39 protein-coding genes are annotated in these 24,004 nt (G+C 67.1%); 2 read left to right on the top strand and 37 right to left on the bottom strand.

Annotated features, from left to right (window positions below):
* Nucleotides 1-13 precede the first annotated feature (13 nt).
* From truA to secY, 10 genes are all read right to left on the bottom strand, one after another.
* Nucleotides 14-868: a tRNA pseudouridine(38-40) synthase TruA gene (gene truA / locus ACFZBP_RS25760; protein ID WP_383452284.1), complete on the bottom strand. Its 855-nt coding sequence runs from the start codon at nucleotides 866-868 to the stop codon at nucleotides 14-16.
* A gap of 141 nt (nucleotides 869-1,009) precedes the next feature.
* Entirely contained in the window at nucleotides 1,010-1,501 is a 492-nt protein-coding gene (gene rplQ, locus ACFZBP_RS25755; RefSeq protein ID WP_383452282.1) for a 50S ribosomal protein L17, read from the bottom strand.
* Nucleotides 1,502-1,677: 176 nt separating this feature from the next.
* The gene (locus ACFZBP_RS25750) at nucleotides 1,678-2,700 is read right to left on the bottom strand and encodes a DNA-directed RNA polymerase subunit alpha (RefSeq protein WP_003966937.1); all 1,023 of its coding nucleotides are present in this window, start codon (nucleotides 2,698-2,700) and stop codon (nucleotides 1,678-1,680) included.
* Nucleotides 2,701-2,905: 205 nt separating this feature from the next.
* A complete protein-coding gene (gene rpsK / locus ACFZBP_RS25745; protein ID WP_003956432.1) occupies nucleotides 2,906-3,310 on the bottom strand; it encodes a 30S ribosomal protein S11 in 405 nt (134 codons plus the stop codon).
* Between the two features lie 70 nt (nucleotides 3,311-3,380).
* Nucleotides 3,381-3,761 (bottom strand): 30S ribosomal protein S13, encoded by a 381-nt coding sequence (gene rpsM / locus ACFZBP_RS25740; RefSeq protein ID WP_062721749.1) that lies wholly within the window; start codon nucleotides 3,759-3,761, stop codon nucleotides 3,381-3,383.
* Between the two features lie 188 nt (nucleotides 3,762-3,949).
* A complete protein-coding gene (gene rpmJ, locus ACFZBP_RS25735; protein ID WP_003998809.1) occupies nucleotides 3,950-4,063 on the bottom strand; it encodes a 50S ribosomal protein L36 in 114 nt (37 codons plus the stop codon).
* A gap of 60 nt (nucleotides 4,064-4,123) precedes the next feature.
* On the bottom strand, nucleotides 4,124-4,345 hold the full coding sequence (infA, locus tag ACFZBP_RS25730) for a translation initiation factor IF-1 (RefSeq protein ID WP_003948620.1): 222 nt from the start codon (nucleotides 4,343-4,345) through the stop codon (nucleotides 4,124-4,126).
* Nucleotides 4,346-4,593: 248 nt separating this feature from the next.
* On the bottom strand, nucleotides 4,594-5,430 hold the full coding sequence (gene map / locus ACFZBP_RS25725; RefSeq protein WP_383452280.1) for a type I methionyl aminopeptidase: 837 nt from the start codon (nucleotides 5,428-5,430) through the stop codon (nucleotides 4,594-4,596).
* 141 nt (nucleotides 5,431-5,571) lie between these two features.
* Nucleotides 5,572-6,234, bottom strand: a complete 663-nt coding sequence (locus ACFZBP_RS25720) for an adenylate kinase (protein ID WP_383452278.1) — start codon at nucleotides 6,232-6,234, stop codon at nucleotides 5,572-5,574.
* On the bottom strand, nucleotides 6,234-7,547 hold the full coding sequence (gene secY / locus ACFZBP_RS25715; RefSeq protein WP_383452276.1) for a preprotein translocase subunit SecY: 1,314 nt from the start codon (nucleotides 7,545-7,547) through the stop codon (nucleotides 6,234-6,236). The genes ACFZBP_RS25720 and secY overlap by 1 nt, the downstream gene beginning before the upstream one ends.
* Before the next feature lie 343 nt (nucleotides 7,548-7,890).
* Here secY and ACFZBP_RS25710 point away from each other — a divergent pair, with 343 nt between their 5' ends.
* The gene (locus ACFZBP_RS25710; protein WP_383452274.1) at nucleotides 7,891-8,313 is read left to right on the top strand and encodes a hypothetical protein; all 423 of its coding nucleotides are present in this window, start codon (nucleotides 7,891-7,893) and stop codon (nucleotides 8,311-8,313) included.
* 100 nt (nucleotides 8,314-8,413) lie between these two features.
* Nucleotides 8,414-9,373: a hypothetical protein gene (locus ACFZBP_RS25705; RefSeq protein WP_391416405.1), complete on the top strand. Its 960-nt coding sequence runs from the start codon at nucleotides 8,414-8,416 to the stop codon at nucleotides 9,371-9,373.
* A gap of 89 nt (nucleotides 9,374-9,462) precedes the next feature.
* Here the strand turns inward: ACFZBP_RS25705 and rplO are convergent, their stop codons facing one another.
* The 27 genes from rplO to ACFZBP_RS25570 all read right to left on the bottom strand — a co-directional run bounded on the left by rplO (nucleotide 9,463) and on the right by ACFZBP_RS25570 (nucleotide 23,942).
* Entirely contained in the window at nucleotides 9,463-9,918 is a 456-nt protein-coding gene (gene rplO, locus ACFZBP_RS25700) for a 50S ribosomal protein L15 (protein ID WP_023547373.1), read from the bottom strand.
* Nucleotides 9,919-9,920: 2 nt separating this feature from the next.
* Nucleotides 9,921-10,103: a 50S ribosomal protein L30 gene (gene rpmD / locus ACFZBP_RS25695; RefSeq protein ID WP_003974250.1), complete on the bottom strand. Its 183-nt coding sequence runs from the start codon at nucleotides 10,101-10,103 to the stop codon at nucleotides 9,921-9,923.
* Between the two features lie 2 nt (nucleotides 10,104-10,105).
* Nucleotides 10,106-10,711, bottom strand: coding sequence for a 30S ribosomal protein S5 (gene rpsE / locus ACFZBP_RS25690; RefSeq protein WP_009190144.1), 606 nt, complete (start codon nucleotides 10,709-10,711; stop codon nucleotides 10,106-10,108).
* Between the two features lie 36 nt (nucleotides 10,712-10,747).
* Nucleotides 10,748-11,131: a 50S ribosomal protein L18 gene (gene rplR / locus ACFZBP_RS25685; protein WP_030930487.1), complete on the bottom strand. Its 384-nt coding sequence runs from the start codon at nucleotides 11,129-11,131 to the stop codon at nucleotides 10,748-10,750.
* 3 nt (nucleotides 11,132-11,134) lie between these two features.
* The gene (gene rplF / locus ACFZBP_RS25680; protein ID WP_053846786.1) at nucleotides 11,135-11,674 is read right to left on the bottom strand and encodes a 50S ribosomal protein L6; all 540 of its coding nucleotides are present in this window, start codon (nucleotides 11,672-11,674) and stop codon (nucleotides 11,135-11,137) included.
* A 24-nt stretch (nucleotides 11,675-11,698) separates the two neighbouring features.
* A complete protein-coding gene (gene rpsH, locus ACFZBP_RS25675) occupies nucleotides 11,699-12,097 on the bottom strand; it encodes a 30S ribosomal protein S8 (protein WP_129799270.1) in 399 nt (132 codons plus the stop codon).
* A gap of 212 nt (nucleotides 12,098-12,309) precedes the next feature.
* Nucleotides 12,310-12,495: a type Z 30S ribosomal protein S14 gene (locus ACFZBP_RS25670; RefSeq protein ID WP_003948630.1), complete on the bottom strand. Its 186-nt coding sequence runs from the start codon at nucleotides 12,493-12,495 to the stop codon at nucleotides 12,310-12,312.
* Between the two features lie 5 nt (nucleotides 12,496-12,500).
* Complete coding sequence (gene rplE / locus ACFZBP_RS25665) at nucleotides 12,501-13,058, bottom strand: 50S ribosomal protein L5 (protein WP_053661885.1); 558 nt, start codon at nucleotides 13,056-13,058, stop codon at nucleotides 12,501-12,503.
* Nucleotides 13,058-13,381 carry a 50S ribosomal protein L24 gene (gene rplX / locus ACFZBP_RS25660; RefSeq protein WP_030046380.1) on the bottom strand — a complete coding sequence of 108 codons (324 nt, stop codon included), beginning with the start codon at nucleotides 13,379-13,381 and terminating at the stop codon, nucleotides 13,058-13,060. Before rplX ends, rplE begins: the two co-directional genes overlap by 1 nt.
* Nucleotides 13,382-13,383: 2 nt before the next feature.
* Complete coding sequence (gene rplN / locus ACFZBP_RS25655) at nucleotides 13,384-13,752, bottom strand: 50S ribosomal protein L14 (protein ID WP_003998823.1); 369 nt, start codon at nucleotides 13,750-13,752, stop codon at nucleotides 13,384-13,386.
* Between the two features lie 101 nt (nucleotides 13,753-13,853).
* Nucleotides 13,854-14,138, bottom strand: a complete 285-nt coding sequence (gene rpsQ / locus ACFZBP_RS25650; RefSeq protein WP_018543912.1) for a 30S ribosomal protein S17 — start codon at nucleotides 14,136-14,138, stop codon at nucleotides 13,854-13,856.
* The gene (rpmC, locus tag ACFZBP_RS25645; protein ID WP_007494763.1) at nucleotides 14,138-14,362 is read right to left on the bottom strand and encodes a 50S ribosomal protein L29; all 225 of its coding nucleotides are present in this window, start codon (nucleotides 14,360-14,362) and stop codon (nucleotides 14,138-14,140) included. The genes rpsQ and rpmC overlap by 1 nt, the downstream gene beginning before the upstream one ends.
* A complete protein-coding gene (gene rplP / locus ACFZBP_RS25640; RefSeq protein ID WP_030745246.1) occupies nucleotides 14,362-14,781 on the bottom strand; it encodes a 50S ribosomal protein L16 in 420 nt (139 codons plus the stop codon). The genes rpmC and rplP overlap by 1 nt, the downstream gene beginning before the upstream one ends.
* Nucleotides 14,782-14,786: 5 nt before the next feature.
* Nucleotides 14,787-15,608: a 30S ribosomal protein S3 gene (gene rpsC, locus ACFZBP_RS25635; protein WP_031477835.1), complete on the bottom strand. Its 822-nt coding sequence runs from the start codon at nucleotides 15,606-15,608 to the stop codon at nucleotides 14,787-14,789.
* Entirely contained in the window at nucleotides 15,608-15,955 is a 348-nt protein-coding gene (rplV, locus tag ACFZBP_RS25630; RefSeq protein ID WP_019753093.1) for a 50S ribosomal protein L22, read from the bottom strand. The genes rpsC and rplV overlap by 1 nt, the downstream gene beginning before the upstream one ends.
* 44 nt (nucleotides 15,956-15,999) lie before the next feature.
* A complete protein-coding gene (gene rpsS / locus ACFZBP_RS25625; RefSeq protein ID WP_019753092.1) occupies nucleotides 16,000-16,281 on the bottom strand; it encodes a 30S ribosomal protein S19 in 282 nt (93 codons plus the stop codon).
* Nucleotides 16,282-16,293: 12 nt separating this feature from the next.
* Nucleotides 16,294-17,130 carry a 50S ribosomal protein L2 gene (gene rplB / locus ACFZBP_RS25620; protein WP_037887002.1) on the bottom strand — a complete coding sequence of 279 codons (837 nt, stop codon included), beginning with the start codon at nucleotides 17,128-17,130 and terminating at the stop codon, nucleotides 16,294-16,296.
* A gap of 40 nt (nucleotides 17,131-17,170) precedes the next feature.
* Nucleotides 17,171-17,590: a 50S ribosomal protein L23 gene (gene rplW, locus ACFZBP_RS25615; protein ID WP_234761752.1), complete on the bottom strand. Its 420-nt coding sequence runs from the start codon at nucleotides 17,588-17,590 to the stop codon at nucleotides 17,171-17,173.
* Nucleotides 17,590-18,246, bottom strand: coding sequence for a 50S ribosomal protein L4 (gene rplD / locus ACFZBP_RS25610; protein ID WP_234761751.1), 657 nt, complete (start codon nucleotides 18,244-18,246; stop codon nucleotides 17,590-17,592). The genes rplW and rplD overlap by 1 nt, the downstream gene beginning before the upstream one ends.
* Before the next feature lie 8 nt (nucleotides 18,247-18,254).
* Nucleotides 18,255-18,899, bottom strand: a complete 645-nt coding sequence (rplC, locus tag ACFZBP_RS25605; protein ID WP_046732368.1) for a 50S ribosomal protein L3 — start codon at nucleotides 18,897-18,899, stop codon at nucleotides 18,255-18,257.
* A 17-nt stretch (nucleotides 18,900-18,916) separates the two neighbouring features.
* Nucleotides 18,917-19,225 carry a 30S ribosomal protein S10 gene (rpsJ, locus tag ACFZBP_RS25600; RefSeq protein WP_003948644.1) on the bottom strand — a complete coding sequence of 103 codons (309 nt, stop codon included), beginning with the start codon at nucleotides 19,223-19,225 and terminating at the stop codon, nucleotides 18,917-18,919.
* Nucleotides 19,226-19,595: 370 nt separating this feature from the next.
* On the bottom strand, nucleotides 19,596-20,714 hold the full coding sequence (gene pqqE / locus ACFZBP_RS25595; protein ID WP_391416400.1) for a pyrroloquinoline quinone biosynthesis protein PqqE: 1,119 nt from the start codon (nucleotides 20,712-20,714) through the stop codon (nucleotides 19,596-19,598).
* Nucleotides 20,711-20,989, bottom strand: a complete 279-nt coding sequence (pqqD, locus tag ACFZBP_RS25590; protein WP_383452262.1) for a pyrroloquinoline quinone biosynthesis peptide chaperone PqqD — start codon at nucleotides 20,987-20,989, stop codon at nucleotides 20,711-20,713. Before pqqD ends, pqqE begins: the two co-directional genes overlap by 4 nt.
* On the bottom strand, nucleotides 20,986-21,723 hold the full coding sequence (pqqC, locus tag ACFZBP_RS25585; protein WP_391416397.1) for a pyrroloquinoline-quinone synthase PqqC: 738 nt from the start codon (nucleotides 21,721-21,723) through the stop codon (nucleotides 20,986-20,988). The genes pqqD and pqqC overlap by 4 nt, the downstream gene beginning before the upstream one ends.
* Complete coding sequence (gene pqqB, locus ACFZBP_RS25580) at nucleotides 21,720-22,619, bottom strand: pyrroloquinoline quinone biosynthesis protein PqqB (protein WP_391416395.1); 900 nt, start codon at nucleotides 22,617-22,619, stop codon at nucleotides 21,720-21,722. Before pqqB ends, pqqC begins: the two co-directional genes overlap by 4 nt.
* 8 nt (nucleotides 22,620-22,627) lie before the next feature.
* Nucleotides 22,628-22,768, bottom strand: coding sequence for a pyrroloquinoline quinone precursor peptide PqqA (locus ACFZBP_RS25575; protein WP_391416393.1), 141 nt, complete (start codon nucleotides 22,766-22,768; stop codon nucleotides 22,628-22,630).
* 67 nt (nucleotides 22,769-22,835) lie between these two features.
* The gene (locus ACFZBP_RS25570; protein WP_391416391.1) at nucleotides 22,836-23,942 is read right to left on the bottom strand and encodes a PQQ-dependent sugar dehydrogenase; all 1,107 of its coding nucleotides are present in this window, start codon (nucleotides 23,940-23,942) and stop codon (nucleotides 22,836-22,838) included.
* Nucleotides 23,943-24,004: the final 62 nt, after the last annotated feature.

Raw genomic sequence — 24,004 nt, 5'->3', positions numbered from 1 at the left:
GCCCGGGCCCGGCTCAACAGCAGCCGGCCCCGGGCAACGACCGCTTGTTCCGCGCCTCCTTGCTCCGCGCGGCCAGCAACTCGTCGGCCGGATAGCCGACTTCCTCCAGCGTCAGCCCGTGCGGCCGTACGACATGCACGGCCGAGTCCCTGACCCCCGCGGCCAGCACCTTCCCGGGCCAGTCCGCCGGCCGATGCCCGTCCCCCACGAACAACAACGCCCCGATGAGCGACCGCACCATGTTGTGGCAGAAGGCATCGGCCCGCACGGTGGCCGTGACGATCCCGTCGTCCCCCCGCACCAGACTCAGCTCCTGCAACGTCCGGATGGTCGTCGCCCCCTCCCGCTTCTTGCAGTAGGCAGCGAAGTCATGCTCCCCGAGCAGCCGCCCGGCAGCCTCGTTCATGGCGTCGACGTCCAACGGCCAGTCGTGCCAGAGCACATGACCACGCAGCAACGGATCGACACCCCCGGGATTGTCGGTGACGCGATACGCGTACCGCCGCCACACGGCCGAGAACCGCGCGTTGAACCCGCTCGGCGCCTCCCGCAGCGCCCACACCCGCACATCCTTGGGCAACCGCCCGGCCAGCCGCTTCAGCAGCTTCTCGTGATGCTCGGCCCACACCTCTCGAGGCAGGTCCACGTGCGCCACCTGCCCACGTGCGTGCACCCCGGCATCCGTACGCCCGGCGACGGTCAGCTCGTACGTCTCCCGCGACCGCGTGACCGTACGCAGCGCGTCCTCGACCTCCCCCTGCACGGTCCGCCGCCCACCGGCCTGCTTGGCCCAGCCGTGGAACTCGCTTCCGTCATAGGACAGATCGAGACGGACTCGAACGTAACCGGCTGCTGCTTCATCACTCACGTACAGATCCTCTCAGCAACACAAGAGCGGGCCCGCTCCTGAAAAGGAACGGGCCCGCAAACGCCCTGAAGGGGCGCGGGGAACTGCGCGACAAGCCACGACGGCGCCGCAGCCGCAAACGCACAGTCCCCGGCAGAACGCTTAGGCGTCCTTCGACTCCTCGGCGGGAGCCTCGTCAGCCTTGGTCGTGTCGACCTTGGCCTCGGCAACCTCGGCGTCCTTGGCGGCACGCTTGGTGGCGGCCTCGGCCTCACCCGTCGCCTCCTGCGCGACCGTCAGCGCCTCGACCAGCTCGATGACAGCCATGGGCGCGTTGTCGCCACGACGGTTACCGATCTTGGTGATCCGGGTGTAGCCACCGGGACGGTTCTCGTACCGCGGGCCGATCTCGGTGAAGAGCGTGTGGACGACGCTCTTGTCCGTGATGACCTGGAGCACCTGACGGCGGTTGTGAAGGTCACCCTTCTTCGCCTTGGTCACCAGACGCTCGGCGTACGGCCGCAGACGGCGGGCCTTCGCCTCGGTGGTGGTGATCCGGCCGTGCTCGAACAGCGCCTTCGCGAGGTTCGCGAGGAGCAGCTTCTCGTGCGCGGCACTGCCGCCCAGACGGGCACCCTTGGTGGGCTTCGGCATGGTTCTTCTCCTGTACGTCTGCCCCGGCCGTATCAGGTACCGGAGTCAGTATCCGAGCAGACGGTTGTCTGTCGAAGATCCGGGGCGTCCCCGAAGGGGCGCCCCGGAAGGGCACGGGGAACTGCGGACCAGCCACAACCGGCCCGCAGACGCAGTACGGCCTCCCCGCGGAGCGCTTAGTACTGCTCGGTCTCCACAAACCCGGCGTCCGCGTCGTCGTCCGCACCAAAGGCGTCCGCAGCCGCGGTCGGGTCGAATCCGGGCGGGCTGTCCTTGAGGGCCAGGCCCATGCCGGCCAGCTTCGCCTTGACCTCGTCGATGGACTTCGCACCGAAGTTGCGAATGTCGAGAAGGTCGGCCTCGCTGCGCGCGACGAGCTCACCCACGGAGTGGATGCCCTCACGCTTGAGGCAGTTGTACGACCGAACGGTGAGCTCGAGCTCCTCGATCGGCAGCGCCAGATCAGCGGCGAGCGCGGCGTCCGTCGGCGACGGACCCATGTCGATGCCCTCGGCGTCGATGTTGAGCTCACGGGCCAGCCCGAACAGCTCGACCAGCGTCTTACCAGCCGACGCCATGGCGTCACGCGGACGCATCGCCTGCTTGGTCTCGACGTCGACGATCAGCTTGTCGAAGTCGGTGCGCTGCTCGACACGCGTGGCCTCGACCTTGTACGTGACCTTCAGCACGGGGCTGTAGATGGAGTCGACCGGGATACGACCGATCTCCTGGCCCACCTGCTTGTTCTGCACGGCGGAGACGTAACCACGGCCACGCTCGACCGTGAGCTCCATCTCCAGCTTGCCCTTGCCGTTGAGCGTGGCGAGGACGAGGTCGGGGTTGTGCACCTCGACACCGGCCGGGGGCGCGATGTCGGCGGCGGTGACCAGACCCGGGCCCTGCTTGCGCAGATACATCACGACGGGCTCGTCGTGCTCCGAGGAGACGACCAGCTGCTTGATGTTGAGGATCAGGTCGGTGACGTCCTCCTTGACGCCCGGCACGGTGGTGAACTCGTGCAGCACGCCGTCGATGCGGATGGACGTGACCGCCGCACCCGGGATCGAAGACAGGAGGGTCCGGCGGAGGGAGTTGCCGAGGGTGTAACCGAAGCCCGGCTCCAGCGGCTCGATCACGAACCGGGAGCGGAACTCGTCGACGACCTCTTCGGTCAACGAGGGACGCTGAGCGATCAGCATGTGTGGATCAGATCCTTCTTTCGTGGACGCCCGCTATTTGACGCCCGACGGAACCGCGCCGCGTACACAGCGCGGGGTACTACAAGGGTACGGGCGATACGGCCCCTTTACGGTGCCGTACCGCCCGGCTGTTACATGTGGGGGACAACCCCCACACCCCCGGCCGAAAAGCCCGGAGGCGCAGCAAGCCCTTGAAGCGCCGGTGTCAGACGCGACGACGCTTCGGCGGACGGCAGCCGTTGTGCGGGGTCGGGGTGACGTCCTGGATGGAGCCGACCTCGAGGCCCGTGGCCTGCAGCGAACGGATCGCGGTCTCACGACCGGAACCCGGACCCTTCACGAACACGTCGACCTTGCGCATGCCGTGCTCCTGGGCGCGGCGGGCAGCCGACTCGGCGGCCATCTGCGCGGCGAACGGCGTGGACTTCCGGGAGCCCTTGAAGCCGACGTGGCCGGCGGAGGCCCAGGAGATCACGTTGCCGGACGGGTCCGTGATGGAGACGATCGTGTTGTTGAACGTGCTCTTGATGTGCGCGTGGCCGTGAGCGACGTTCTTCTTTTCCTTGCGGCGCACCTTCTTGGCAGCGCCCTGACGACCCTTGGGGGGCATCTACTAACTCCTACGGGGAGGTGGTCGGTCCTACAGCGAAGACCGCTGATGAAGCGTTGTCCGCTGAGGACTACTTCTTGCCCGGCTTCTTCTTGCCGGCGATGGCGCGACGCGGGCCCTTGCGGGTACGGGCGTTCGTGCTGGTGCGCTGACCGCGGACGGGCAGGCCGCGACGGTGACGCAGACCCTGGTAGCAGCCGATCTCGACCTTGCGGCGGATGTCGGCCTGGATCTCACGACGGAGGTCACCCTCGGTCCTGATGTTGTTGTCCACGTACTCGCGGATCGCGACGAGCTGCTCCTCGGAGAGGTCGCGAACGCGGGTGTTCGGGTCGACGCCGGTGGCGGCCAGCGTCTGCTGCGAAAGGGTCCGGCCGATGCCGAACACGTAGGTGAGGGCGACCTCCACGCGCTTTTCGCGCGGGATGTCAACACCGGAAACGCGTGCCATTCAATGGCTCCTGGTGATCTTCGGAGGTCTTCCACAGAACCGACTCCCAGCCGCCGTACTAGGTACGAACTGAGTCCCCGGCCTCCGAACCGGGGGTGTCAGGCAAACTCGCCTGGGTTCTGCGTATGAACATATTCAGCTTGCGTCGCGCGAATCTCTGCGATGGATGCAGAGGGATCGGTCGTGCGTCAGCCCTGGCGCTGCTTGTGGCGCGGGTTCTCGCAGATGACCATGACCCGACCGTGACGGCGGATCACCCTGCACTTGTCGCAGATCTTCTTGACGCTCGGCTTGACCTTCATTGGGTGAGGTTCTCCGGGTCAGTGCCATCGCCCAGGGAGGTCCCGGGGCTCGGGCAAGATCTACTTGTACCGGTAGACGATCCGGCCACGCGTCAGGTCGTACGGAGACAGCTCCACCACGACCCGGTCGTCAGGGAGGATGCGGATGTAGTGCATACGCATCTTGCCGCTGATGTGTGCCAGGACCTGGTGGCCGTTCTGGAGCTCGACCTTGAACATGGCGTTCGGCAGAGACTCGACGACAGTGCCCTCGATCTCGATGGCACCTTGCTTCTTGGCCACGCTTCGCCCTTCGAATCGACTACCTTGATCGACTCCCCTGCTTTCCCTTACGGGCGCATGCGGACATGCGGGTGCACGAGAGCCGACGAGTCAGTCTACGTCAGCACACCCTGAAAGACGAATCGAGAGATCCTGCCCCGACAGGCAGATCATTAAGCGCGCCCCATAGGGGCGCGGGGAACCGCGCGACCAGCCCCCACCCGGCGGCACCCGCCACACGCCGGGGCAACCCGTTCCCGTAGGCGAACTCAGCCCAGAGGATCCGGCGCGGCGACGATCCCCAGCTCAGCCAACTTCGCCTTCCCCCCGTCGGGAGACGTGAGCACCAGCGGCCCCTCCTCCGTGAGCGCCACCGAATGCTCCCAGTGGGACGACCACGTACCGTCGGTCGTGATCACCGTCCAGTCGTCCGAGAGCACCTCGGTCTTCGGCGTCCCCAGCGAGACCATCGGCTCGATCGCGAGGCAGAACCCGGGCACCAGCTTCGGCCCCTTCCCCCGCCGGCGGTCGACATAGTTCAGCAGATGCGGGTCCATGTGCATCTCGGTACCGATGCCGTGACCGCCGTAGTCCTCGACGATCCCGTACTTGCCGCCACCCGGCTTCGGCTGCCGGCGGATGTACGTCTCGATGGCACGGGAGACGTCGACGAGCCGGTTGCCCTGCTTCATCGCCGCGATGCCGGCCCACATCGACTCCTCGGTCACCCGGGAGAGCTCGATCAGCTCCGGAGCGTGACCGGAGCCCACGAAGGCCGTGTAGGCGGCGTCGCCGTGCCAGCCGTCGATGATGGCGCCGCAGTCGATGGAGATGATGTCGCCGTCCTTGAGGACGACGTCCTCCGACGGGATGCCATGGACGACGACGTCGTTCACGGAGGTGCAGATCGTCGCGGGGAACCCGCCGTAGCCGAGGAAGTTCGACTTCGCGCCGTGCTCGGCGAGCACCTTGCGCGCGACCTCGTCCAGATCCTTGGTGCTGGCCCCGGGCACCGCGGCCTCGCGGGTGGCCGCGTGAATGGCGGCGACGACCAGCCCCGCCTCACGCATCTTGGCGATCTGCTCGGGGGACTTGATCTGCACCATGGGGACGGGCGCCTTTCGTGGGCCGGATAGAGGGGACTGTGTCAACCATAAGGGCGGAGCCTGCGCGCCCCACCCCACGCAGCAGCCGCGGCCCCCTCACAGGGAACCGCGGCCTGAGCTGCGTACGCGCCAAGAGCGCTGCTACTTGCCGTCCTCGTCACGCTGAAGCGCCTCCATGGCGCGAGCCGTGACCTCTTGGACCTTGCCCAGCGCGGAGATGGTGACGACCAGCCCCTGCGCCTTGTAGTAGTCGATGATCGGCTCGGTCTGCGTGTGGTAGACCTCCAGCCGCTTGCGGACCGTGTCCTCCGAGTCGTCGTCACGCTGGTACAGCTCGCCGCCGCAGGCGTCGCAGACGCCCTCGGCCTTCGGCCGGCTGTACGTCACGTGGAAGACGTGGCTTGAGTCCTTGCGGCAGATGCGCCGCCCGGCGATCCGCTTGACGACCTCTTCCTCGGGGACCTCGAGGTCCAGCACCGCGTCCAGCTTCATGCTCTCGGACTGGAGCATCTCGTCGAGCGCCTCGGCCTGGGACACGTTGCGCGGGAAGCCGTCCAGAAGGAAGCCGTTCTCGGCGTCCGGCTTCTCCATGCGGTCCTTGGCCATCCCGATGGTGACCTCGTCCGGCACCAGGTTGCCCGCGTCCATGTAGGACTTCGCGAGTTTCCCGAGCTCCGTCTGCTGGCTGATGTTGGCCCGGAACAGGTCGCCCGTGGAGATGTGCGGGATCGACAGGTTCTTGGCGAGGAACGCGGCCTGCGTTCCCTTACCGGCACCCGGCGGCCCGACGAGGACGATACGCATTAGCGGAGGAACCCTTCGTAATTGCGCTGCTGGAGCTGGCTCTCGATCTGCTTCACCGTCTCGAGGCCGACACCCACGATGATCAGGATGCTGGTCCCGCCGAACGGGAAGTTCTGGTTTGCCCCGAAACCAGCCAACGCCATCGTCGGCACGAGAGCGATCAGGCCCAAGTACAGCGAGCCCGGCCAGGTGATCCGGTTGAGCACGTACGAAAGGTACTCAGCGGTCGGTCGGCCAGCCCGGATGCCCGGGATGAAGCCACCATACTTCTTCATGTTGTCCGCGACTTCCTCGGGGTTGAACGAGATGGCCACGTAGAAGAACGCGAAGAAAATGATCAGGAAGAAGTACAGGACGATGTGCGTCGGAGCGTCCGTCTGCGCGAGGTTCCGCTCGATCCAGGCCTTCCAGTCGGAAGAACCACCGGAGAACTGCGCGATCAGCGCCGGGATGTAGAGCAGCGACGAGGCAAAGATCACAGGGATGATGCCCGCCTGATTGACCTTCAGCGGAATGTAGGTCGACGTACCGCCGTAGGACCGGCGGCCGATCATCCGCTTCGCGTACTGAACCGGAATACGGCGCTGAGCCTGCTCGACGAAGACCACCAGGCCGATCATCACGAGGCCCACGGCGACCACGGTGCCGAACTCGATCCAACCGTCCGCCAGGGAGCCCGACTCCTTGATGGCCCACAGCGCGGACGGGAAGGTCGCGGCGATCGAGATGAACATCAGGATCGACATGCCGTTGCCGATGCCGCGGTCGGTGATGAGCTCACCGAGCCACATGACGGTGGCCGTACCGGCGGTCATGGTGATGACCATCACGACGGTGGTGAAGATCGACTGGTCCGGCACGATCTGGTTGGCGACCTGGCAGCGCTGGAAGAGCGCGCCGCTGCGGGCGGTGGCCACCAGGCCGGTGCCCTGGAGGATCGCAAGCGCCACGGTCAGGTACCGCGTGTACTGGGTGATCTTCGCGGTACCGGCCTGCCCCTCCTTCTTCAGGGCTTCCAGACGCGGGATCACAACGGTCAGCAGCTGAAGGATGATGCTCGCCGTGATGTACGGCATGATGCCGAGCGCGAAGATGGTGATCTGCAGCAGAGCGCCGCCGCTGAACATGTTGACCAGACCGAAGAGGCCGGTGTTGGTGCTCGCCTGATCGATACAGACCTGGACGGCCCTGTAGTCGACGCCGGGGATCGGGATATGCGTACCGATCCGGTAGATCACGATGATGCCGAGCGTGAAGAGCAGCTTCTTGCGCAGGTCGGGCGTCTTGAACGCCCGGGCGAACGCGGTGAGCACGGTGCCTCCTGCGACCCCCGCGTGTGCGCGCGTGAGGTAACGACTAATTGGGTTAACGGCCTGCGGAACGAGATTACGGCACGCCAGGACAGCGCTGGGCGCTAGCGCCACAGCCTACCTACATCAGAGCCCTAACGGGGCGTCGATCCACCCCCCTTGTGGTTCTCCTTCAGCCCGTCGGCCGGAAGGATTCGAACACACACACGTAAAACGCTTGACCGCCCTGGGTGCTCCTCGTAGGGTCCTTGATCGAGCGGCGTGATCATCACGTCGCACAGCGTCAGGGAACGCGGCCGACCAACCGCACGACCAGCCCTGACGAACCAAAACAGGGGGTTCAACAATGCGCGTGAAGCGCTCCATAGCAACGATCGCGTCCGTCGCCGCCGCCACCGTGGCCGCGGGCATCATGCTGGCGCCGTCGGCCTCGGCCGGAAGCGGTGACGGCACATGCTCCAGCACCGACATCTGTGTGTTCAACGACCACGGGCACAACAAGAGCAAGGGCTACTACGACCTGGGCTCGCCCGCCCTCAAGAACTTCCACGGTCGCTACTACTTCAACGACGGCGCCTACATCGGGGACTCCATCTCCGGCTGGACGGCCGGCTCGGGTACCTCCTGCACCGGGTTCAAGTTCTTCGTGAACGTCGACTTCAAGGGCGCCAGCATCCAGATCGCCAAGGGCACGAAGGGCGAATTCAGCAGCCCCTTCACCGGCCCCTACAACGACATCATCTCCTCGTACTCCAAGTACGGCTGCTGAGTCCTCGACGGACGGCTGACTGACGTCCGATTCAGCTGCGTGGCCTCCTGTCGTGAAACAGGGGGCCACGCGGCTTTTCCTGTTGCTTTACGGAGGACCAGTGGCAACCAAGAAATTCGTGCTCTTCCTCGCCGCCGGCACGGTGCTCGTGACCGGCTGCTCGAGTCTCGGCTCCACCCCGCGGCCGGACGGCACGGCAAGCCCGCAGCCGGAGCCGTCCGTCCGCGCCGTTCCCAAGGTGCCGACCGACCGGCTCCAGGTCACGAGGCCCCTGGACAAGTACGCCCCCGACACGGCCGACGACACCGCGCTGAAGCAGGCCGAGGCAGTGGTGGTCAACCGCTGCCTGCGCGACCTCGGCCACCCACAGCATCCGCTCGACGAGAACGCGGTCGCCGAGGCCGAACCCAATATCTATGAATTCCTCTGGTTCCCCGAGGCGGCGAGGAACGGCTATTCCCTTCCTCCCGAGGGCCCGGAAAAAGGAAGTTGGGACGACACGGCAACACAGACCGAGAAGAAACTGCTCTCCGGGAAGATGGTGACCTACAAGGGCCACCAGGTCCCCAAGGACGGGTGCTACGGGGAAGCCGGCCGCGAATTGACGGAGGGCGCGAGCCCGCCCAGTAAATTCGAGGAACAGGGCATGGTCATCACCCGTGTCTCGGATGCCAGCCCACGAGGTCTCATCGAGTCCTATGTGAGCGTCATCCGCCAGACGCTCTCCCTGCAGATCCAGCAGGACAGCCGTATCGAGCGGGTGATCTCCCGCTGGTCGTCCTGCATGAAGTCCGACGGCTACGCGTACGCGTCCCCGACGGAGGCCGCCACGGACGCACGGTGGCAGACGAACACCGGCAAGGGCCCGAGCAAGGCCGAAAAGGACACGGCGATCGCGGACATGGCCTGCAAGAAGCGCGTGCGCTACCTCGAGGTGGTCGTCGCCGTCGAGTCCGCCTACGAACAGCGGTACATCAGCCAACACGCGGAGCAGATGAAGGAGTTCCTCGACCTGCGTGACAAGTGGCGGAAGAACGCCGAACGCGTCACCGGCGCCTGACGGAGCAAAAAGAAACGGCCGGGGACGCCCCTCCGAAGAGGGCCGTCCCCGGCCGTCCTGCTGTTACGTCAGCGAGACGCCGTCCGGACTCAGACGAGCTCGGTGACGGTGCCGCCGGCGGCGGTGATCTTCTCCTTGGCGGAGCCGGAGACGGCGTCGACCGTCACCTGCAGCGCCACGGAGATCTCGCCCTGGCCGAGGACCTTGACGAGGCTGTTCTTGCGAACGGCACCCTTGGCCACCAGACCCTCGACGGTGACCTCGCCACCCTCGGGGTAGAGCGCGGCCAGCTTGTCGAGGTTCACGACCTGGAACTCGGTCTTGAACGGGTTCTTGAAGCCCTTCAGCTTCGGAAGACGCATGTGGAGGGGCATCTGGCCACCCTCGAAGCGCTCCGGAACCTGGTAACGGGCCTTCGTGCCCTTGGTACCACGACCGGCCGTCTTACCCTTCGACGCCTCACCACGACCCACACGGGTCTTGGCGGTCTTGGCGCCGGGGGCGGGACGGAGGTTGTGGATCTTGAGCGGGTTCTGCTCCGCCATGATCAGTCGACCTCCTCGACCGTCACGAGGTGGCGGACGGTGTGCACCATGCCGCGGAACTCGGGGCGGTCCTCCTTGACGACCTGCGTGTTGATGCCCTTGAGACCAAGGGAGCGCAGGGTGTCGCGGTGGTTCTGCTTGCTGCCGATGTAGGACTTGACCTGCGTAATCTTGAGCTGCGCCATGATTACGCACCCGCCCCGGCACGCGCACGGAGCAGAGCCGCGGGAGCGACGTCCTCGAGCGGCAGACCACGGCGGGCCGCGATCTCCTCGGGACGCTGCAGACCCTTCAGGGCCTCCACGGTCGCGTGCACGATGTTGATGGCGTTGTCGGAGCCGAGCGACTTCGACAGCACGTCGTGGATACCGGCGCACTCGAGCACGGCACGCACCGGACCACCGGCGATAACACCGGTACCGGGCGACGCGGGCTTCAGGAGCACGACGCCGGCAGCCTTCTCACCCTGGATGGGGTGCGGGATGGTGCCCTGGATACGGGGGACCTTGAAGAAGTGCTTCTTGGCCTCCTCAACACCCTTGGCGATGGCGGCCGGCACCTCCTTGGCCTTGCCGTAACCGACACCCACGGTGCCGTCACCGTCGCCCACCACGACGAGCGCGGTGAAGCTGAAGCGACGACCACCCTTCACAACCTTGGCGACACGGTTGATCGCGACGACACGCTCAACGTAAGCGGTCTTCTCGGCGGCGGCTGCGCCACCGTCACGGCCCTTACGGTCCCGCCGCTCGCCGCCACCGGCACCGCCACCGCGGCGCTGGGGTCCAGCCATTGGATTACCTCTCTCTTTCCGCTAGCTACGAGCGGCTCAGAACTTGAGCCCGGCTTCGCGGGCGGCGTCCGCCAGAGCGGCGATGCGCCCGGCGTACTGGTTACCACCACGGTCGAATACGACGGCCTCGACGCCGGCGGCCTTGGCGCGCTCGGCGACCAGGGCGCCGACCTGCTTGGCCTGCGCGGACTTGTCGCCCTCGCCACCGCGGATCGAGGTGTCCAGGGTGGACGCCGACGCAAGGGTGTGACCCTTGATGTCGTCGATCACCTGGGCCACGATGTGGCGGTTCGAGCGGGTAACGACCAGACGCGGACGCTCCGCCGTTCCGTTGATGTTCTTACGGATCCGGATGTGGCGGCGCTTGATCGCGGCGCGCTTGTAGGCGTCGCCCTTAAGGATCTTCTGTCCGTATGCCATGGCTTACTTACCCGCCTTTCCGACCTTGCGGCGGATGACTTCGCCCTCGTACTTGACGCCCTTGGCCTTGTACGGGTCGGGCTTGCGCAGCTTGCGGATGTTGGCCGCAACCTCGCCGACCTTCTGCTTGTCGATGCCCTCGACCGAGAACCGGGTGGGGGCCTCCACCTTGAAGGTGATGCCCTCGGGGGCCTCGACGGTGATCGGGTGGCTGTAGCCCAGAGCGAACTCCAGGTTCGAACCCTTGGCCGTCACGCGGTAACCGACACCGCTGATCTCGAGCTTCTTCACGTAACCCTGGGTCACGCCGGTGATCATGTTCGCCACCAGCGTGCGGGACAGGCCGTGCAGGGCCTTGTTCTGACGCTCGTCGTTGGGGCGGGTGACGTTGAGAACGCCGTCCTCACCCTTGGCGATGTCGATCGGCGCGGCAACGGTGTGGGTCAGTTCGCCCTTGGGGCCCTTGACCGAGACCGTACGGCCGTCGATGGTGACGTCCACGCCGGCGGGAACCGTGATGGGGAGCTTGCCAATACGCGACATAGCTGTTTCCTCCGTTCCCTTCCGCTACCAGACGTAGGCGAGGACTTCCCCACCCACGCCCTTCTTGCCGGCCTGCTTGTCGGTCAGGAGACCGTGCGACGTGGAGATGATCGCCACGCCGAGGCCACCGAGGACCTTGGGCAGGTTGGTGGACTTCGCGTAAACCCGGAGACCGGGCTTGGAGATCCGCTTGATGCCCGCGATGGAGCGCTCACGGTTCGGGCCGAACTTCAGCTCGAGGACGAGGTTCTTGCCCACCTCGGCGTCCTCGACGCGCCAGCCCGTGATGAAGCCCTCCTGCTGGAGGATCTCCGCGATGTGCGACTTGATCTTCGAGTGCGGCATCGCCACGGTGTCGTGGTACGCCGAGTTCGCGTTCCGCAGACGCGTAAGCATGTCTGCGATCGGATCAGTCATGGTCATGAATTGGCCTTCGGCCTCTCTCGCCGGGGTTTCCTGGTGCGCCATCCCTCTCCCCGATCCGAGACGGGACGGGTGCGGCGCGGTGGACCTACGGCGTAGTAAGTCGTACGGGCGTGACAGGCGCCCAACCCCACAAGCCTAAGCCATGTGGGAGTGGGCCCCTGTCCACCCAGATGCTTACCGAGAGCCTCTGGAATCCCTAAATAAGGGGATTACCAGGAGCTCTTGGTCACGCCCGGCAGCTCGCCACGGTGAGCCATCTCACGAAGGCACACGCGGCACAGGCCGAACTTGCGGTACACGGAGTGCGGGCGGCCGCAGCGCTGGCAGCGGGTGTAGCCACGCACACCGAACTTGGGCTTGCGAGCAGCCTTAGCGATCAGAGCCTTCTTCGCCATCTCGCTCACGCCTCCTTGAAGGGGAAGCCGAGGTGACGAAGGAGCGCGCGGCCCTCAGCGTCGTTGGTCGCCGTGGTGACCACGGTGATGTCCATACCCCGGACGCGGTCGATCTTGTCCTGGTCGATCTCGTGGAACATGACCTGCTCGGTGAGACCGAAGGTGTAGTTGCCACGGCCGTCGAACTGCTTGGGGGACAGACCACGGAAGTCGCGGATGCGCGGGAGCGCGAGCGACAGGGTGCGGTCCAGGAACTCCCACATGCGGTCGCCACGGAGCGTGACGTGGGCACCGATCGGCTGGCCCTCACGCAGCTTGAACTGCGCGATGGACTTGCGGGCCTTGGTGACGGCCGGCTTCTGACCGGTGATCGTGGTCAGGTCGCGGATGGCGCCCTCGATCAGCTTCGAGTCACGGGCGGCGTCGCCGACACCCATGTTGACCACGATCTTGACGAGGCCGGGAACCTGCATGACGTTCTCGTACTTGAACTCGTCACGCAGCTTGCCCGCGATCTCCTCGCGGTACTTCGTCTTCAGACGCGGAGTGGTGGTGGTAGCCATCAGATGTCCTCACCCGTCCGCTTGGCAACGCGGATCTTGTTGCCTTCGTCGTCGAAGCGGTAGCCGACACGCGTGACGACCTTGTTGCCGTCCTTCTCAACGACCAGCTGGACGTTGGAGACGTGGATCGGCGCCTCGGTCGTGACGATGCCGCCGGCCTGCGAACCCTTGGCGGTCGGACCGGCCTTGGTGTGCTTCTTGACCCGGTTGACACCCTCGACCAGGACGCGCTCGTCGCGCGGGTAAGCGGCAATGACCTTGCCCTGCTTGCCCTTGTCCTTGCCGGTGATGACCTGGACCAGGTCGCCCTTCTTGATCTTCATGCTTACAGCACCTCCGGCGCGAGCGAGATGATCTTCATGAACTTCTTCTCGCGCAGCTCACGGCCGACCGGGCCGAAGATGCGGGTGCCGCGAGGGTCGCCGTCGTTCTTCAGAATGACGGCGGCGTTCTCGTCGAAGCGGATGTACGAGCCGTCCGGACGGCGGCGCTCCTTGACGGTGCGAACGATGACCGCCTTGACGACGTCACCCTTCTTCACGTTGCCGCCGGGGATCGCGTCCTTGACGGTGGCGACGATGACGTCACCGATGCCCGCGTAGCGGCGACCGGAGCCACCGAGCACACGGATGCAAAGGATTTCCTTCGCACCAGTGTTGTCGGCGACGCGCAGTCGCGACTCCTGCTGGATCACGTCTATCTCCTGTGTGTCTGCCGGTTCCCCGGGTGGGTGTGCGAGTCACACACCCACCCGGAGCCTGGCGGAACTGACCTGCGGGATGTTCCCCGCAGGAATTACTTGGCCTTCTCGAGGATCTCGACGACGCGCCAGCGCTTCGTCGCGGACAGCGGCCGGGTCTCCATGAGGAGGACACGGTCGCCGACGCCCGCGGCGTTCTGCTCGTCGTGCGCCTTGAGCTTGTTGGTACGGCGGATGACCTTGCCGTACAGCGCGTGCTTCACACGGTCCTCGACGGCGACGACGACGGTCTTGTCCATCTTGTCGCTGACGACGAGACCCTCACGGGTCTTGCGGAAACCGCGCGCCTCTGCGTTCTCAGTCACGTTCTTCTCGCTCATCAGGCGTTCTCCACCGTTTCGATGCCCAGCTCACGCTCGCGCATCAGGGTGTAGATCCGCGCGATGTCCTTGCGGACCGCCTTGAGACGGCCGTGGTTCTCGAGCTGACCCGTCGCCGCCTGGAAGCGGAGGTTGAACAGCTCTTCCTTGGCCTCGCGGAGCTTCGCCAGAAGCTCCTCGTTGCCCAGCTCGCGCAGCTCGGACGCCTTGGTACCGGCCGACATCACGCTTCACCTGCCTCGCGCTTGACGATCCGGCACTTCATCGGCAGCTTGTGGGCGGCGCGAGTCAGAGCCTCACGGGCGATCTTCTCGTTGGGGTACGACAGCTCGAACATCACGCGTCCGGGCTTGACGTTGGCGATCCACCACTCCGGAGAACCCTTACCGGAACCCATGCGGGTCTCGGCGGGCTTCTTGGTGAGCGGACGGTCCGGGTAGATGTTGATCCAGACCTTGCCACCACGCTTGATGTGACGCGTCATGGCGATACGAGCGGCCTCGATCTGACGGTTCGTCACGTAGGCCGGGGTGAGCGCCTGGATGCCGTACTCGCCGAACGCAACCTGCGTTCCACCCTTGGACATGCCAGAGCGCTTCGGGTGGTGCTGCTTGCGGTGCTTGACCCTACGGGGGATCAGCATGTCGGTCAGGCCTCCGTTCCGGTGCTCTCAGCCGGAGCGGACGCGGGAGCCTCGGCCTTGGGGGCCTCGGAACCAGCAGCCTGCTGCGGCTTACGACCGCGCCGCTCGCCACCGCGGCCACCACGGGCCGGGCGGTCGGCACCACCGCGGGCCGGGCGGTTACCCGCACGGGCCGCAGCGTTCTCGGCGCGGACCTCGGCGATGTTCTTGACGTCGCCCTTGTAGATCCAGACCTTCACACCGATGCGGCCGAAGGTCGTCTTGGCCTCGAAGAAGCCGTAGTCCACGTTCGCACGGAGCGTGTGCAGGGGCACACGGCCCTCGCGGTAGAACTCCGAGCGGGACATCTCGGCGCCACCGAGGCGGCCACCGCACTGGATCTTGATGCCCTTGGCGCCGGCCTTCATCGCCGACTGCATGCTCTTACGCATGGCGCGGCGGAAGGAGACGCGGGAGGAGAGCTGCTCGGCAACGGCCTGGGCAACCAGCTGAGCGTCGGTCTCGGGGTTCTTGACCTCGAGGATGTTCAGCTGGACCTGCTTGCCCGTGAGCTTCTCGAGGTCACCGCGGATGCGGTCGGCCTCGGCGCCACGGCGGCCGATGACGATGCCCGGACGAGCGGTGTGGATGTCCACCCGCACACGGTCACGGGTGCGCTCGATCTCAACCTTCGAGATGCCGGCGCGCTCCATGCCGGACGTCATCATCCGACGGATGGCGACGTCTTCCTTGACGTAGTCCTTGTACAGCTTGTCGGCGTACCACCGGGACTTGAAGTCCGTGGTGACACCGAGCCGGAACCCATGCGGGTTAACCTTCTGGCCCATTACCGGGTTCCTTCCTTGCTGGCGACGACCACGGTGATGTGGCTGGTCCGCTTGCGGATCCGGTAGGCACGGCCCTGGGCACGCGGACGGAACCGCTTCAGGGTCGGGCCCTCGTCGACGTACGCCTCGCTGATGAACAGCGAGGAGGCGTCCGGGTGGTCGTAGTTGTGCGCGGCGTTGGCGATGGCGCTGTCGAGCACCTTGCCGACGGGCACGGAGGCTGCCTGCGGAGCGAATCGCAGAACAGCCTGAGCCTCCGTGGCATCCATGCCACGGATAAGGTCCACCACGCGGCGGGCCTTCATGGGCGTAACGCGGATGTACCGCGCCTGGGCCCTGGCTTCCATGGTTGTCCCTCTCAGTTACTTACGTGTCTGAATGCGATCCGCTACTAGCGGCGCTTCGACTTCCGGTCGTCCTTGACGTGGCCCCGGAAGGTGCGCGTCGGCGAGAACTCGCCGAGCTTGTGGCCGACCATCGACTCGGTGACGAACACCGGGATGTGGGTCTTGCCGTTGTGCACCGCGAGCGTGTGGCCGAGCATGGCCGGCACGATCATGGAGCGACGGGACCAGGTCTTGATGACGTTCTTGGTGCCGGCTTCGTTCTGGGCTTCCACCTTCTTGATCAGGTGGTCGTCGACGAAGGGCCCCTTCTTGAGACTGCGCGGCATCTAAACCCGCTCCTAGCGCTTCTTGTTCGTCTTGCGGCGGCGGACGATGTACTTGTTGCTCGCCTTCTTGGGAGCACGAGTACGACCCTCCTTCTGACCCCACGGGGAGACCGGGTGGCGACCACCGGAGGTCTTGCCCTCACCACCACCGTGCGGGTGGTCAACCGGGTTCATCGCCACACCGCGAACGGTCGGGCGGACGCCCAGCCAGCGCTTACGGCCGGCCTTACCCCAGTTGATGTTGCTCTGCTCGGCGTTGCCGACCTCGCCGACGGTGGCGCGGCAGCGCACGTCGACCAGGCGGATCTCACCGGAGGGCATGCGCAGGTGGGCCATCTGGCCCTCCTTCGCGAGCAGCTGCACGGAGGCACCGGCGGAGCGGGCGAACTTGGCGCCGCCACCGGGACGGAGCTCGATCGCGTGGATCGTGGTACCGACCGGGATGTTGCGCAGCGCCAGGTTGTTGCCCGGCTTGATGTCGGCCCCGGGACCGTTCTCCACGCGGTCACCCTGCTGCAGGTTGCGCGGGGCGAGGATGTAGCGCTTCTCGCCGTCGGCGTAGTGCAGCAGCGCGATGCGCGCGGTGCGGTTGGGGTCGTACTCGATGTGCGCGACCTTCGCCGGCACGCCGTCCTTGTCGTGACGACGGAAGTCGATCACGCGGTAGGCGCGCTTGTGGCCACCACCCTGGTGGCGGACGGTCACACGACCGGAGTTGTTACGGCCACCCTTGCTGTGCAGGGGGCGGACCAACGACTTCTCCGGCGTGGACCGCGTGACCTCGACGAAGTCGGCGACGCTGGAGCCACGACGGCCCGGCGTAGTCGGCTTGTACTTGCGGATTCCCATTTCTCAGTCCTCGTCCGATATCGGACGATCCGGACCGCCCTTAGGCGGTCGGACCGCCGAAGATGTCGATACGGTCGCCCTCTGCGAGGGTCACGATCGCGCGCTTGGTGCCGGCACGCTGGCCGAAGCCCGTGCGGGTCCGCTTGCGCTTGCCCTGGCGGTTGATCGTGTTGACCCCGGTGACCTTGACCTCGAAGACCGACTCGACGGCCTGCTTGATCTGGGTCTTGTTGGAGCTCGGCGCGACGATGAACGTGTACTTGTTCTCGTCGAGAAGCGCGTAGCTCTTCTCGGACACGACCGGCTTGATCAGGACGTCACGGGGGTCCGTGAACGCCTTGCTGGCCGGGGTGACGACGGTGTTCTTGCCCTCGGCGGCGTGGCGACGCGCCTTGGCGACGCGAGCGGCCTTGGCCTTCTTCGCGGCCTTGGAGGCAATGGCGGGGTGACGGATAGCCATCAGGCCTCGCTCCCTTCGGTGTCATTGGCCTTCGGGCCGGACACGAAGGACTCCAGGGCGGCCTGGGTGAAGACCACGTCGTCCGAGACGAGAACGTCGTACGTGTTCAGCTGGCCCGGCTCCAGGATGTGGACCTGGGGCAGGTTGCGGGCGGACAGCCACGCGGCCTCGTCGGCGCGCTCGACGACCAGGAGCAGGTTCTTGCGCTCCGAGATCTTGCCGAACAGGCTCTTCGCGGCCTTCGTGGAGGGGGTCTCGCCCTCGATCACGCCGGAGACGACGTGAATGCGGTTGTTGCGGGCCCGGTCGGTGAGGGCGTGGCGCAGGGCCGCGGCCTTCATCTTCTTCGGGGTCCGCTGCGAGTAGTCACGCGGCACGGGACCGTGCACGACGCCACCACCGGCGAACTGCGGCGCGCGGGTCGAGCCCTGACGGGCGCGACCGGTGCCCTTCTGGCGGTAAGGCTTCTTGCCACCACCACGGACCTCGCCACGCGTCTTGGTCTTGTGCGTGCCCTGGCGGGCAGCGGCCAGCTGTGCGACGACGACCTGGTGGAGCAGCGGAACGCTGATCTTCTCTACGTCGAAGATCTCCGCGGGGAGCTCGACGGAACCGGCCTTGTCGCCCGCCGGCGAAAGGATGTCAACAGTGCTCATCGGTTACCTCAGGCCCCCTTGGCCGCGGTGCGGACCAGGACGAGGCCGCCGTTCGGACCGGGAACCGCGCCCTTGATGAGCAGCAGACCCTTCTCCGCGTCAACGGCGTGGACGGTCAGGTTCTGGGTGGTGACCCGCTCGTTGCCCATGCGACCCGCCATGCGGAGGCCCTTGAACACGCGGCCCGGGGTGGCGCAGCCACCGATGGAACCGGGAGAGCGGTGCTTGCGCTGGGTGCCGTGTCCGGCGCCGAGGCCCTTGAAGTTGTGACGCTTCATGACACCGGCGAAGCCCTTGCCCTTGCTCTTGCCGGTGACGTCGACCTTCACGCCGGCCTCGAAGACCTCGGCCGTGACTTCCTGGCCGAGCGTGTACTCGGCGGCGTCAGCGGTGCGGATCTCGACGAGGTGGCGACGGGGGGTGACGTCGGCCTTGGCGAAGTGGCCCTTGAGGGGCTTGTTCACCTTGCGCGGGTCGATCTCGCCGAAGGCGATCTGGACCGACTCGTAGCCGTCGACGTCGTTGGTACGGACCTGGGTGACGACGTTGGGGCCGGCCTTGACGACGGTGACCGGAACAACACGGTTGTTCTCGTCCCACACCTGCGTCATGCCGAGCTTCTCGCCCAGGATGCCCTTGATCTGCTTAGCCATTCTCAGATCACCAGCCCTCAGAGCTTGATCTCGATGTCGACACCGGCCGGGAGGTCGAGTCGCATCAGAGAGTCAACGGTCTTGGGCGTCGGGTCGAGGATGTCGATCAGGCGCTTGTGCGTGCGCATCTCGAAGTGCTCGCGCGAGTCCTTGTACTTGTGCGGCGACTTGATGACGCAGTACACGTTCTTCTCAGTGGGCAGCGGCACCGGGCCCGCGACCGACGCACCAGTGCGAGTCACCGTCTCGACGATCTTCTTCGCCGAGGAGTCGATGACCTCGTGGTCGTAGGCCTTGAGCCGGATGCGGATCTTCTGTCCCGCCATGGCTACTCAGTAGTCCTGTCTCTCTACAGCTCTGGAACCCGGTGTCCCTTTGACTCCTCCGACCCACGCGGTCGGGCGTGTCGCGCTTTCGCTGACACAGATGTCCCTTGTTCGAACATCCCTTGCCTTGGGAAAGAGGTTCACCGGGTGCCTGGCCAGTGCCGCACCACACTTCCCGGAAGATTCCCGTACGTCCGCCCCAGCGCTGCCTTACGGCAGTTAGGGCGACGAGTACTGTGGGACTCGCTTCCGGTCCTCCCGGCGGGAGGCGCGCAGCATCAACACTCGACCGAGCAACTCGGACAGTCTGCCATATGGGGCAGGGGGTCCGCCAATCGAGCCGGAGAGAATACCCCGAGGGTGACGAAGGTCAAACCCGGGTGCGGACGGCCCCGCCCCGCCCTGGTCGGCGCGGCCTGATCCGGTCGGTCCCGCCCTCGCTCCCGTCCGTGAGCGCCCTGATCACGCCGTGGTCCGGGGAGAGCCGGCACGCCGGGTCCGTACGGGCCGCGTCCCCGGTGAGAGCGTAGGCCTGGCAGCGGCAGCCGCCGAAGTCCTCGTCGCGGCGGGAACAGCTGCGGCAGGGGTCGGCCATCCAGTCGGTGCCGCGGTAGCGGGTGAACGCCTCGGAGTGATCCCAGATCCAGTCCAGGGGACGGTCCCGGATGTTCGGCGGGTCCAGGTCGGGCAGCGAGGCGGCGGCCGGGCAGGGCAGGACGGTGCCGTCCGGGGTGACGGTGAGCGAGACCGCTCCCCAGCCGCCCATGCACGGCTTGGCGACCCCGTCGAAGTGGTCGGGGACGACCCAGACCAGCTCGGGTCCCGTCGAGAGCCGCTCCCGCCGGCGCTGCACGGTGTCCCGTGCGGCGGCGAGCTGCTCGCGGGTGGGGAGCAGCGCGCCGCGGTTGAGCAGGCCCCAGCCGTAGAACTGGACGTTGGCCAGCTCGATGCGGTCCACGCCCCAGGACACTCCGAGCTCGATGATCGCGTCGACGGCGTCGAGGTTCTCGCGGTGCAGGACGACGTTGAGGCCGAGGGGCAGGCCGGCGGCCCGGACGAGCTCGGCGGCCCGTTCCTTCTCGGCGAAGGACCGGCGTCCGCCGATCCGGTCCGAGGCCCGCGGGTCGGCGTGCTGGACGGACAGCTGGACGCTCTTCAGGCCGGCGTCGCAGAGAGCGTGGAGGCGGGTCCGGTCCAGGCCGACTCCGCTGGTGACCAGCTGGGTGTAGATGCCGGCGGTCTCGGCGGCGGCGACGATCTCGTCGAGGTCCCGGCGCAGCAGCGGCTCACCGCCCGAGAGATGGGTCTGGACGACGCCGAAGTCGCCCGCCTGGCGCAGCACGTCGGTCCACTGTGCGGTGGTCAGTTCGCGCGAACGGCGGGTCAGCTCAAGGGGGTTGGAGCAGTAGCCGCAGTGCAGCGGGCAGGCGTGGGTGAGTTCGGCCAGCAGGGCCCAGGGGCGGGAGGGCGGCGGATCGGTCGGGGTCATCTCAGCCAGCCCTCCGCGCGCAGCCGGAGCAGGAACGGGGGGACTTCGTCGGCCACCGGGGCGCCGGGGAAGCGTTCGGCCAGGGCCTCGACGATCGCGTCCACCGTGCGGGTGCCGTCGCACAGCCCGACGACCGCCACGGCGGACCCCTTCAGGACACCGACGCGTTCCGGGAGGAGCAGCAGGTCGGTGTCGCGTACGGGGTCGTGGCGTCGGACGAGGGCGGGGGACGGTTCCGGGCGCCAGTCGGTGCCGGGGGTCGTGGGCGCGGTCACTCCTGGTCCCGGTGGCCGGCCTGGTCCACGGCGTCCAGCAGCGACCACAGGACCTCGCACTTGAAGCGCAGGGCGGCGACGGCCCGCTCCTGGTCGTCCCGGGCGCGGGCCCACAGGTGCACCAGGTCGAGCGCCTCGCGGCTGTCGCGCCGGCCCTGGGAGACCCGGGAGCGGAAGTAGGCGAGGCCTTCGGGTTCGATCCATGGATAGTGGCGTTCGAAGGCGTCGATGCGGGTGAGCATCAGGTCCGGGGCGGACAGCTCGGTGAGCGAGGCGGCGACGGCTTCGAGGGGCGGGCGCAGTCGGCAGAAGTTGACGTATCCGTCGACCGCGAGCCGTACGCCCGGCAGCACGGAGTCGGCGTTCAGCAGCGTCTCGCGGTCCAGCCCGGCCGCCTCCGCGAGCCGCAGCCACCGCTCTATGCCGCCCTCGCCCTCCCGCGGCCCGTCGTGGTCCTGGATGCGGCGCAGCCACATCCGGCGCAGTTCGGGGCTGTCCAGCTTGGCGGTGATCAGGGCGTCCTTGACCGGGATGTGGCGCTGGTAGTGGAAGCGGTTGACGATCCAGCGGCGGAGTTCGGCCGGGCTGAGGTCGCCGCTGTGCATCCGGATGTTGAAGGGGTGCCGGTGGTGGTAGCGCTCCTCCCCCACCGAGCGCAGGCGTGCCTCGAACTCCGCGGGGCTCCAGGGCTCCGGCAGCGGGGCGGGTCTCTGGTGCGCGGTCGCTGTGCTCACAGTTCGATCACCATCCCGTCGTGCGCCACCTCGATGCCGAGCCGGGCGAGCCGCTTGTGCTGGGGGGCCGCCGGGTCGACGAGGGGGTTGGTGTTGTTGAGGTGGGTGTAAAGGCAGCGGGCGGGGAGTCGGGCGAGGCGTTCGGCGGTGCCGTCCGGGCCCTCGACGGGCAGGTGGCCCATGCCGGTGGCGGTGCGGGAGGAGATGCCGGTACGGCGGGGTTCCTCGTCGTCCCAGAAGGTGCCGTCGACGATGACGCAGTCGGCCTCGGCGGCGGCCTGCTGGAAGGGGTCCGGCCAGGCGGCCAGGGCCGGGGCGTAGAGGACGGTGGCGCCGGAGACCGGGTCGTACAGGCGCAGCGCTACGACCCACGCCTCGTCCTCCGGTGCGTCGGCGGCGTACCGCGGGCGCTTGCCGGAGACCGGGATGGCGCTGATCTGCGGCCCGGGAGCCGTGGGGCCCAGTGGCCCGGCGCCGTGGGTGGGCAGGTCCCGCCAGGTCACGTCGGTGTACGGCGTCAGCACCTCGCCGAGGCGCAGGCGGTCGAGCAGCGCGTCCCGGACCGGGGCCGTTGCCGTCACCTGGAGCCGGTCCGCCTCCCGCAGCCGGGCGAGGCCCAGGGTGTGGTCCAGTTCGGCGTCGGTGAGGACCACTCCGGCGATCGGGGTCTGCCGGGGGTCTGGGCCCGGCTGGAGCTCGGGCCGGGCCTCGATCTGGTCGCCGATGTCGGGCGTCGCGTTGACGAGGTACCACCGCCCCTCCCCCGCCCGCACGGCGAGGGAGGCGTGCCGGCGCCGCCGGTGCGGGTGGGTGCGTGCCCCGGTACATCCAGGGCACGCACAGTTCCACTGTGGGATGCCGCCGCCGGCGGCGGTGCCGAGTACCAGCAGCAGCATGGCTGCGGCTAGCGGGTGGTGAGGGAGTAGGCGGTTACCTCCAGGGCGGTGTCGACGACCTCGCAGGCCGGGGTCTGCCAGGTGGCTTCCTCCGTCCGCTTCGAGGGGGTGTGCTCGACCGGCTTCAGCGGTTCCGTGGTCTCGTGCATGGGTGGTACGTCCCTTCTGTCGGGCCGACTTGGGCCTGGATCGGACCGGGGTGACCGGGATGGCGCGTCACTTGATGGGGACGCGGAGGATCAGGTTCTTGCCGTTGCCCCGGTCACTGGTGCCGAGCCACAGTTCATTCACGCCAGGAACCTTGGCGATGGCCCGAAGTCGGCCGTATCTACCGGGGTAGAAGGCGGTCTTCGTGCCGAGGCGCTCACTGTTCCCGATGATCGGAACGCGCCACAGCCGCTGGCCGCGCAGGGACGAGACGTAGATGACGTTGCGCACGATGGCCAGCTGGGCGGGCACGCCCTTGTCCGGGGTGAAGGTGGCCTTCGGGTTACTCATGCCTTTGACCGCGCAGGGCCCTTCGCAGGTTGGCCAGCCGTAGTTGGCTCCCCGCTTGATCAGGTTGAGCTCGTCCTTCGCTTCCTGCCCGATCTCGGCCGACCAGAGCCGGCCCTTGCGATCCCACGCCAGGCCCTGCGGATTGCGGTGGCCGTAGCTGTAGACGCGGTTGCCGAACGGGTTGCCGGGGGCGGGCGCGCCGGTCGTCGTGATCCGGAGGATCTTGCCGTTCAGCGAGTTCAAGTTCTGCGCGAGGTTCCGCTGCAGGGCGTCGCCGGTCGAGACGTAGAGGTACCTGTCGGGGCCGAAGGCGATTCGGCCGCCGTTGTGGTCCCCGCCCCGCGCGATGCCGGTGACCAGCGGCTTGTAGTTCCTGAGTGACCTGCCGTCGTAGTCCATCCTGGCGACCCGGGTCTCGTTCCTCGTGGTGTGCATGAAGAACACCCGCTTGTCCTTCTTGCCGTCCCAGGTCGGTGACGGAGCGACGCCCAGCAGGCCACCGGAGCCCTGATCGGACGGTCCGGGGACCGTGTACGGCACTTCGCCGACCCGCTTCTTGGTGCCGTCGCGGTCGAGGCGGTGGACCTGGTAGGTCAGCCGTTCGGTCACCAGGGCCGACCGTCCGTCCGGCAGGAAGGAGATGCCCCAGGGGGTCTGCCATCCCGTCGACAGGGTCTTGACGCCGACGGGTGCTCCGCCGTCGGCGGCGTTCGGGGCCGCGGAAACCGGCTGAGCCAGGCCCGCCGCCAGCACCGCGGTCGCGGCGGCCATCGCCGCTATGCCGATTGAGGACGAATGCCGCTTTGAGCAGCGTATGTCTGTCATGCGAGCAATCTTTACAAAATGCGACCAGGGTGCCACACGGAGTGAGCTACGAGGGTGAGCTT

Source organism: Streptomyces sp. NPDC008086 (assembly GCF_042957325.1).
Taxonomy (GTDB): Bacteria; Actinomycetota; Actinomycetes; order Streptomycetales; family Streptomycetaceae; genus Streptomyces.
This window is presented reverse-complemented; position numbering and strand designations above follow the sequence as displayed.

Coding starts and splice junctions, on each gene's coding strand:
- ACFZBP_RS25575 (WP_391416393.1), bottom strand. CDS start 22,768: ATGCACGAGACCACGGAACCGCTGAAGCCGGTCGAGCACACCCCCTCG.
- pqqE (WP_391416400.1), bottom strand. CDS start 20,714: ATGACCCCGACCGATCCGCCGCCCTCCCGCCCCTGGGCCCTGCTGGCC.
- rpsM (WP_062721749.1), bottom strand. CDS start 3,761: ATGGCACGCGTTTCCGGTGTTGACATCCCGCGCGAAAAGCGCGTGGAG.
- ACFZBP_RS25710 (WP_383452274.1), top strand. CDS start 7,891: ATGCGCGTGAAGCGCTCCATAGCAACGATCGCGTCCGTCGCCGCCGCC.
- rplE (WP_053661885.1), bottom strand. CDS start 13,058: ATGGCTACCACCACCACTCCGCGTCTGAAGACGAAGTACCGCGAGGAG.
- ACFZBP_RS25570 (WP_391416391.1), bottom strand. CDS start 23,942: ATGACAGACATACGCTGCTCAAAGCGGCATTCGTCCTCAATCGGCATA.
- rplD (WP_234761751.1), bottom strand. CDS start 18,246: ATGAGCACTGTTGACATCCTTTCGCCGGCGGGCGACAAGGCCGGTTCC.
- rpsQ (WP_018543912.1), bottom strand. CDS start 14,138: ATGAGCGAGAAGAACGTGACTGAGAACGCAGAGGCGCGCGGTTTCCGC.
- rpmJ (WP_003998809.1), bottom strand. CDS start 4,063: ATGAAGGTCAAGCCGAGCGTCAAGAAGATCTGCGACAAGTGCAGGGTG.
- rplR (WP_030930487.1), bottom strand. CDS start 11,131: ATGGCATACGGACAGAAGATCCTTAAGGGCGACGCCTACAAGCGCGCC.
- rpsE (WP_009190144.1), bottom strand. CDS start 10,711: ATGGCTGGACCCCAGCGCCGCGGTGGCGGTGCCGGTGGCGGCGAGCGG.
- rplQ (WP_383452282.1), bottom strand. CDS start 1,501: ATGCCGAAGCCCACCAAGGGTGCCCGTCTGGGCGGCAGTGCCGCGCAC.
- rpsK (WP_003956432.1), bottom strand. CDS start 3,310: ATGCCCCCCAAGGGTCGTCAGGGCGCTGCCAAGAAGGTGCGCCGCAAG.
- rpsH (WP_129799270.1), bottom strand. CDS start 12,097: ATGACCATGACTGATCCGATCGCAGACATGCTTACGCGTCTGCGGAAC.
- rpsJ (WP_003948644.1), bottom strand. CDS start 19,225: ATGGCGGGACAGAAGATCCGCATCCGGCTCAAGGCCTACGACCACGAG.
- rpmC (WP_007494763.1), bottom strand. CDS start 14,362: ATGTCGGCCGGTACCAAGGCGTCCGAGCTGCGCGAGCTGGGCAACGAG.
- rplF (WP_053846786.1), bottom strand. CDS start 11,674: ATGTCGCGTATTGGCAAGCTCCCCATCACGGTTCCCGCCGGCGTGGAC.
- rplX (WP_030046380.1), bottom strand. CDS start 13,381: ATGAAGATCAAGAAGGGCGACCTGGTCCAGGTCATCACCGGCAAGGAC.
- rplW (WP_234761752.1), bottom strand. CDS start 17,590: ATGGCTATCCGTCACCCCGCCATTGCCTCCAAGGCCGCGAAGAAGGCC.
- pqqB (WP_391416395.1), bottom strand. CDS start 22,619: ATGCTGCTGCTGGTACTCGGCACCGCCGCCGGCGGCGGCATCCCACAG.
- ACFZBP_RS25720 (WP_383452278.1), bottom strand. CDS start 6,234: ATGCGTATCGTCCTCGTCGGGCCGCCGGGTGCCGGTAAGGGAACGCAG.
- rplP (WP_030745246.1), bottom strand. CDS start 14,781: ATGCTGATCCCCCGTAGGGTCAAGCACCGCAAGCAGCACCACCCGAAG.
- ACFZBP_RS25670 (WP_003948630.1), bottom strand. CDS start 12,495: ATGGCGAAGAAGGCTCTGATCGCTAAGGCTGCTCGCAAGCCCAAGTTC.
- rplV (WP_019753093.1), bottom strand. CDS start 15,955: ATGGAAGCCAGGGCCCAGGCGCGGTACATCCGCGTTACGCCCATGAAG.
- rpsC (WP_031477835.1), bottom strand. CDS start 15,608: ATGGGCCAGAAGGTTAACCCGCATGGGTTCCGGCTCGGTGTCACCACG.
- ACFZBP_RS25750 (WP_003966937.1), bottom strand. CDS start 2,700: ATGCTGATCGCTCAGCGTCCCTCGTTGACCGAAGAGGTCGTCGACGAG.
- rplB (WP_037887002.1), bottom strand. CDS start 17,130: ATGGGAATCCGCAAGTACAAGCCGACTACGCCGGGCCGTCGTGGCTCC.
- rpmD (WP_003974250.1), bottom strand. CDS start 10,103: ATGGCGCAGCTCAAGATTACGCAGGTCAAGTCCTACATCGGCAGCAAG.
- map (WP_383452280.1), bottom strand. CDS start 5,430: ATGGTGCAGATCAAGTCCCCCGAGCAGATCGCCAAGATGCGTGAGGCG.
- rpsS (WP_019753092.1), bottom strand. CDS start 16,281: ATGCCGCGCAGTCTCAAGAAGGGGCCCTTCGTCGACGACCACCTGATC.
- rplO (WP_023547373.1), bottom strand. CDS start 9,918: ATGGCGGAGCAGAACCCGCTCAAGATCCACAACCTCCGTCCCGCCCCC.
- rplC (WP_046732368.1), bottom strand. CDS start 18,899: ATGGCTAAGCAGATCAAGGGCATCCTGGGCGAGAAGCTCGGCATGACG.